This is a genomic window from Syntrophothermus sp. (assembly GCF_013314835.1).
GTDB lineage: Bacteria > Bacillota > Syntrophomonadia > Syntrophomonadales > Syntrophothermaceae > Syntrophothermus > Syntrophothermus lipocalidus.
The window spans coordinates 1-6,950 of the sequence record NZ_JABUEX010000089.1; the positions used below are offsets into that span (position 1 = coordinate 1).

The window sequence follows — 6,950 nt, forward strand, 5'->3', positions numbered from 1 at the left end:
TAGGATGGATGAACCCTCGTGACCGTTTGGTAAAATACCTACGATATAAACGGCTGGATCCAGATGGTATTTACGGAATTAAAGAACAATATGAATCAATTCTTGATCCCTTTCCCCGGCTTGTCCAATGGGAGGAGTAGATAAAATATCGGATAGATGATCCCGAATAGGATGTCCATTTGGTTTGCATAGGTTCGGGTGCTTGCTACCTGTGAATTTAGTAGGTCAATTATTTCAATTTCAACTTATATTCATCTATCATTCCCTTTTATAGAGATTCCTTTAATAACCTTTTTGGTTTTGCAAAGTCACCAAAAGGTTGTTTACGTGGAAGTGAATCGAGCCATATGACGCAAGCGGTACCATTATTATGAACTACTGTCTTGCAACTTTTTAATCAGTCTATTTCTCAATGCAGGGTCATCTATTTCTCTTAAAATTCGGGCAAGTTGATTCGTCAAGTCCTGTGCTTTCTTAATTCTGTTTCGGCGTCTCTCATACTCCAGGTTGTCGAGATTACGTTGAATAACTTTTGGATCAGGGACAACGAAAGTAATCTGTTCAGGATTAGCTAATATCATTTCGATTTCTCTGAACAATGCTTCAGCTTTTTCTCCTAGACCGGTTAGGATACACCAACCACGAGTGCGTGTTATGGCTGTAAAGGCTTGATTTCGCTGCTGGACAATTAACAGGGGATCACTATCTACTTGTTCAAAACCAATTACGTAAACGATAGATGCTTCATTTCCCTTGGCCGGGAAAATCCCAGTTAAGGTAACATGCTTCTGTTTTTGAAACTCTTCCTTTCCAGTTTCTATACCTGGCCTTATTGCCTGGACATTGTTATTCTTTAATTTCTCTATCAATTGGGTTAAATCCTTATCCATATTCTTCCAATCTAAAGAGATTACTACAATCTCCTCTGGCCTTAATTCATCCTCATATATGTTTTTAGCAATCTGCTCGGCAACCCAGCTAAGTTCTTGTTCCCTATTCGGAAAGACTTTCCATTGAACAAGATCTTGATATCCTGCCAATTTTTCCAAAAGGTGAGGAGAATTAGCTTCTGGTCTTCTAATTGTAAGCTTTTGCCCAGGTTCAAATGTCCCCGAGCATATTTCATATCCAATGTCCTCCCATCCACCTGGAGTAGGGATGAATTGAACTGCACCTTGTGGCCTGAGCAGGCCCATTCCAAATATATGAGCTGTAACTAAAACAGGACGAGGAGTGCGATAACAACGGCTTAAAATTATATCTTTTTCAACTTCACCGTCTGGATAGGTGCCCTCGAGGTTAACTATAGGAGAGCCGTCAGAATTCGTGCCGAATATATCAATGGTGGTAGGAATTGAAAGAGATTCCAGACTTTGAACTTCGTCATAAGCCCAGATTAATCTCTTTGGTTCTCTTAGGACATGGTAGCATAACTTGTAAAAATCAAAGTGAAAATCTTGGCCCTCATCAATTAGAATTGCATCAAACAATACAGGTATTTCATCCTCGCCTTCTAGCAATTCCTTACAACACTTACCCAAAAGTTCATTTTGTTCTTTATATAAAAAAACATTCTTAGCTTCTGTGTAGCTACGAGGATTTCGTTGCATTGCATTGGCAACGAAGCGATACATGCCTGGTAGATCTTTTGCGCCCCAACCATGAAAGATGTGGATTTTTTCCCAGTTAGGGTTCTGATCCGCCCAGTAGCGATAAAAACGGGTAATTAGGTTTCTGATCATGCCGTATAGGCTGCGGGTATAAAAGGTATAAGCAATATCCCAGTTTGGAAATCTTAAATGCATCCAAGCTGTCTTCATACACATAACTACAGTCTTTCCTGATCCTGCTAAACCTCTAATTCGCTGGGGACCACTTGGAATTTGAACTGCAATTTTATGTTGGTCTCTATCAATGCTTAATATTTGCTTTTCGACTTCCTTGAGCATGAAGGCCTTTATATTCCTTTTCTTTGGCTCAGGTCGGGCCTCGCGATGTAAAACTGGAGCACCTTGCAGTATTGCAAGGGCAAGTTTCCACTGTTCCTCTGTAAGAGGTTCTTGCCTTTCCTCCGCAGGAATATCTTGCAAGCGGTTTCTTAAAGAATGCGGATCTAGGTCATCAGCAAAGATAATAGTAAGGGGTGAGGCTGGTGATAAATCAAGCCCTTTATCCCTCCATTCAGATCGTGTTATGAAAGGGAGCCCAATAAAAACGTGACCTTGGATTATGTCCTGTCTTCCTTTACGTAAACAGCTTTCGTTTCTAAACTTGCCAAGTATTGCCCACATCTGATCTTCTGCTTGAGTATAAGGGGTTTCTTGACTAGAGTGCCAATCTTTCATGACCCAGACAGGCCCGTTTATCCTTTCAATGTTATTAATATCATAGCCCTTGCATTCAATGACATAAAGTCCCCATTGGCGGTGTAAGATTAGGATATCAGGTTCGCGCCGTGACCTATCTGCAGAAAAAATAGGATAACGATGGTAACAAATACCTTCATCATTGGCTAGGGCAATCTTCAGAGCTTTCCAGATCTCGATTTCAGCAATACTAGTATCACCGGATTCAGACCACACGAATTCCATTCTAATCCTCCTCCCTCTTTTGAACCGGGCACAAACGCCCGATGCGACTGGAATACCGTCACAGTCTAGTAATTGTAGCCGGAGAATTGGTCAAAGTAGAACTCTTTGCCCTGGCGCCTAACCAACAGCTGCTTCTCTTTCTGCCAGGTGTTTCCCTCTCGAAGACAGAAGACCTTCTTTGAAGGTCACAGACGGGCCTTCGACGTTCCTCTAACCATCACCCATGATAACTTAAAAACGGTCAGGTTTTACTCTTAGCCTCGTACACGCTTCTTGTCTTTGCTACGAGGTCCCTCATTGTGCGGCTTAATGCCTCGTTGAGAGGCGCCTAAAGTTCATCGGTCGCGTATTCCACAGCGCGTGCCATAGTAGAGGCAATTTCGGTAAGTACCGCGGCAATCTCCTCGGGCTGCCGGTACCTCCCGCCGGGGATTTGGAAGACGTGGTGGATAAGCCGTGCCTTGAGGGTGGGCTGCTTGAGGAAGCCGTAGAACGCAAGGCCGAGGAGCGCGGCGAGAGCGTAGCGGGGGCCAAAGAAGGTGAGGACGAAGAGGACCGTGAGCAGCAAGACAACGCGCGCCAGGAGGACGCCCTTGCTTTTCCGCCATATAGGTCTTGCATCCAAAAAAACCCTCTTTCATACTGGCGGAGCCTCCGTTTTTAAGAAAAAGGCCTTGGTTAGCAAAGCGCTAACGATTTAATTCGTCAGTCTCCTTCCGTTTTCCTCCTTATCAGGAGGAGTTTTTCAAAAATTGCCGAATATTACTTGCAAAAAAATAATACTTTAGCGTAGAAGCATGGAAGTTTGTTATCCTTCTGGCAGGGGGTGGTGCGTGAGCTTATGGCCGACCTTTTGTAAGGATGTTTTAGTACATCAGGTAAGAAACAAGTGGTGTGGTTATCCGCTCAAGATGTCAACAGGAGGAATAGAGAGAGAGAGAGAGAGTTTGGATGGGAAAGATTTTGTGGAGGGCTTGCTGCGCACTCAGCTGGATGGCCTGAAGCTTATGCTGGGCCTTCTTGACATCTCCTTCTTCGACCTGCTCGTCGCAAAGATCAAGGAGTTTTTTTCCGAAACCGGTGGATTTCAAGACCAGCTAAGACGTGCCGTGGCGCGATATAACGGGTATAGACGCGAGGAATTGATCTTGCAGCTTCTTCTGCGTTTAAACCATGAATTAGGCTTGCCTGCTTACCACTATTCGAGCAGGAAAGATTTTTGGGATAATGCTGAGGATCTGATTGCTAAGACTCTGGAAGCGGTAAGGCAGGCAGATAAAGATTTTCGCGGCTCCTCACTCGAGGACCTGTTCCGGCATACTATAAACAAGTTGTTCGCCGGCCTCAGCGACGCAGACGAGGAAAAAAAGAGCAGGATCATTCAAGAAATTCTCCGCTTTGTATCTAACCTCTCTTCCCAGGAGCAGGAGAGACTCAAGCAGGGCCTCGGCGTGGAGGCGTTGACCAGTCAAACTATCAGGAGAGCTTTGGAAACAGGGACCCTGGGTGTGGGCCTGGCGGCACTGGTTCATCTGGGAGGGTTCTCTTTCTACACCGCGTTGAGCTCCCTTATTGCTGCCGTGGCAGGGTCTGTGGGCCTAACATTGCCGTTTGCGGTGTATGTTGGTGCCAGTTCACTTTTTGCGGTGTTGGCAAACCCTCTGTTCTTGATACCTGCTTTAACTTCTGGCGGCTACATTCTCTGTAAGCGGCAAAATGCAACCTTAAAGAACCGGTTGTTGGGCTTAATAGTAGTCCTTCTTGCATTGAACTTTGAAGGTGAATCCGCGGACATGCAGTTGCTATTAAAGGAATGGGAGGCAGCGCTGAACGAGTACGGTCTTATTGAAGATAGGCTAAATCGCGAAAAGATGCGAAAGCAATCCCTGGAGCGACAATGTCATTGTGAGGCAACCAAATTCATCAGTTATGAGCAGGCATTAAAGAGCACCGAACTTCAAATTGCAGAACTGCAGCGCGAAATTATCATCGCACTCGACCAGGACGAGATTCTTTTATCCTTAAGCACAGTTCCGTTTATAAGAAGCGAGTGCGAAGCCATCATGGAGACCTACTCAAGAATTATGGAGCTGCATCGACAGAAGGCCCATAGCAGGCATACCGGGAGCATTGGTGATATATTCAAGCGCCTCTGGAAAGATTTAAGGATTGCTTATGATTTAAGCTGTCAAGAGCAGCAGAAGAGGATGCACCTGGAGAACCTTGTAAAAAAACTGGAAACAGAACATCTAAAAGGAGCACTTCCCAAAACGGTGGTTTTCCTGAAGGAAAAGTTGGAGGTTTTAACGAGAAAGAGGGCTGAGGCTGCAGAGCATGCCAAAGCCGTATCTTTCTTGAACCAGAAAATTAAAGATTTGACAGGACAAATTCAGGAATGTGAGGCGGCTGTCAAACGGCTGGAGGAAAAGCGCCATAAGATTGAGATCTGCTTTCCCAATATAGGCGCCAGCTACCGGTTGGCCCGGGGGGTATAGGAACCGTGCGTTTCTCGGCAAGCAGAAGGATCTACGAGTTGCTGCGCCAGGGACGGATCAGGGAGGCGCTGCATGAGAAAGTTTGGGATTTACCGGCGAAGGAACGCTTGGCTAGAATCATCGGCGGTCGCGACGGAGATAAAACTGTGAACCACCTGATTGCCGGCTTGAGTTTGGGAGAGCTTCTCTACGATTACGTGCGCCTTGACCCCCGTGTTCTGGCCGGTGTAGACTTCGCCCGGGCAGAGGATTTGAGCAATATTTTTTACTTCTCTTTATACGCACGTGAGCTTTTGCGCCTTGATGCCGAGGCCTTAACCGGCAACCTCAACAACCTGCAGGGCTACGTGGCCGAACAGGTGGTGGCCTGGCAGCTGGAAGCAAGGGGCCACGAAGTCACTTTTCCTCCTGCCCCGAACAACGAAGGGTGGGATATACTGGTTGATGGCCAGCCGTTTCAGGTCAAATGTATGGCCGATAGTAGAGGCGTGCTCGAGCACCTGGAAAGGTATCCTGATATACCGGTTCTGGTTAACAAAGAGTTGGCTGGCGAGGTAGCCGGGCTTGATAGCGTGTACGTTATGGACTACCTTTCCCGCGAAGAGATTGTCAAAGTAACCGAAACGACCATCCAAGCAGCGGCAGACCTCCATGATTTTGAAATTCCCTGGCTGTCCTTAGCAGTGAGCAGTGCCCGGAACATAAAGGGTATCTTGAATAACGAAGCCACCCTTGGACAGGCAATCGTAAATGTCGGTTCTGACGTGGCTGCCCGAACCATTACGAGCACTTTGGGGCAGGCGCTTCTCTCTGCAGCCGGCGGGTTGCTGTTTGGCCCAGCAGGAGTTCTTGTAGGGGGAGGCGCCGGTGCCATTTTGGGAGCTTACCAGGGAGGATATGTGGCTAAAAAGTTTCGCTCCCTTTTCACTAAGGCTGCAGAGGACGCAGCGAGCAAGGAATTAACAGGTCTTATGATGGCCACCGCCAAATGGATTGACCTCAAGCAACAGGCTAGGGCCGAAAAGGTCGAGATGATCAAAGATGCCTTAAAGCCGGAGCGTCCTGCCAACCGGGAAGTCATGGCCTATCTTGAGGAACGCGCGGAAGAGGATCGCAGGTACTTTGAAGCAAAGAAAAAGCAGCTGAAATCCGCAGCTACCAATCCCGAGACCCTGGGTGAAGATATCGTAAGCAGGTTACACCACGGATTAACGCTGGTTGTAAGGTCAGCCGTTCATCCCGCGAGAATCCAAAAAGAGCTCAAACAGTTTTTCACGAAACTCAACCAGCTTTACATGGAACGGAAGGGCTACCGTTTGTAACGATTTTTCCTTGGCAATCTAGACCCCATAATGCTTTCTGGATCACTCCTTCCAAAATGAATCGATCACCTAATCTGGAGCAAGCCATTAGTTATTCGGTGGTTTGATGGATACCCGGTCGATGCCAGTTTAAGGTTAGGAAAGACGACGACGGGTGCAACATGATGGCCTGGATGGTGATTTTGATAAAAAATTAGGGGCAAGGCAGCCCTTTTCACGGAAAGGCAGACCGAAAAAAGAGGAATGCTTTCTTCCTCCGAGCAGTTGTCCGACAAAAAGGGGGCTCGTGAATTCACCCAGATGGTGCCCAGCGAAAACAAAAAAGAACGCACGTTTATAGTGGAGTTTTGGGCGAAGGTCTTTGACATTTTGCGGTGGGTGTCGTTTTTCAGCTGCTTTGCCTGCTTGTCCGGAGACGGCCTACATACCTTTTTGTGGACGCCTGGGTCCTGGGGCACCTGTTGGCTTCTCTCCTGGCCGTAGTTTACGTTAGGTTTTCGAATACTAATGCTTTCTGGTATTTCATTTTGTTTTACTCCTAC

At 46.7% G+C, this 6,950-nt stretch carries 4 protein-coding genes and 1 pseudogene; 3 read left to right on the forward strand and 2 right to left on the reverse strand.

Annotation, left to right across the window (positions count from 1 at the left end; genetic code table 11):
* A pseudogene (locus tag HPY90_RS14405) lies at positions 1 to 140 on the forward strand (glycosyl transferase); the annotation flags it as partial.
* A gap of 228 nt (positions 141 to 368) precedes the next feature.
* Here HPY90_RS14405 and HPY90_RS14410 read toward each other — a convergent pair.
* Together HPY90_RS14410 and HPY90_RS14415 are read right to left on the reverse strand one after the other, a co-directional pair.
* On the reverse strand, positions 369 to 2,591 hold the full coding sequence (locus tag HPY90_RS14410; RefSeq protein WP_287195532.1) for an NERD domain-containing protein: 2,223 nt from the start codon (positions 2,589 to 2,591) through the stop codon (positions 369 to 371).
* Between the two features lie 328 nt (positions 2,592 to 2,919).
* Entirely contained in the window at positions 2,920 to 3,216 is a 297-nt protein-coding gene (locus HPY90_RS14415; RefSeq protein WP_287195533.1) for a hypothetical protein, read from the reverse strand.
* Between the two features lie 208 nt (positions 3,217 to 3,424).
* On the opposite strand from HPY90_RS14415, the gene HPY90_RS14420 reads away from it, so the two are divergent.
* Positions 3,425 to 5,086, forward strand: a complete 1,662-nt coding sequence (locus HPY90_RS14420; protein ID WP_287195534.1) for a hypothetical protein — start codon at positions 3,425 to 3,427, stop codon at positions 5,084 to 5,086.
* A 5-nt stretch (positions 5,087 to 5,091) separates the two neighbouring features.
* On the forward strand, positions 5,092 to 6,408 hold the full coding sequence (locus tag HPY90_RS14425; RefSeq protein ID WP_287195536.1) for a hypothetical protein: 1,317 nt from the start codon (positions 5,092 to 5,094) through the stop codon (positions 6,406 to 6,408).
* Positions 6,409 to 6,950: the final 542 nt, after the last annotated feature.

What these genes read in the sequence shown, in the direction of transcription:
- HPY90_RS14410 (WP_287195532.1), bottom strand. Translation starts at nt 2,591, where the DNA reads ATGGAATTCGTGTGGTCTGAATCCGGTGATACTAGTATTGCTGAAATC.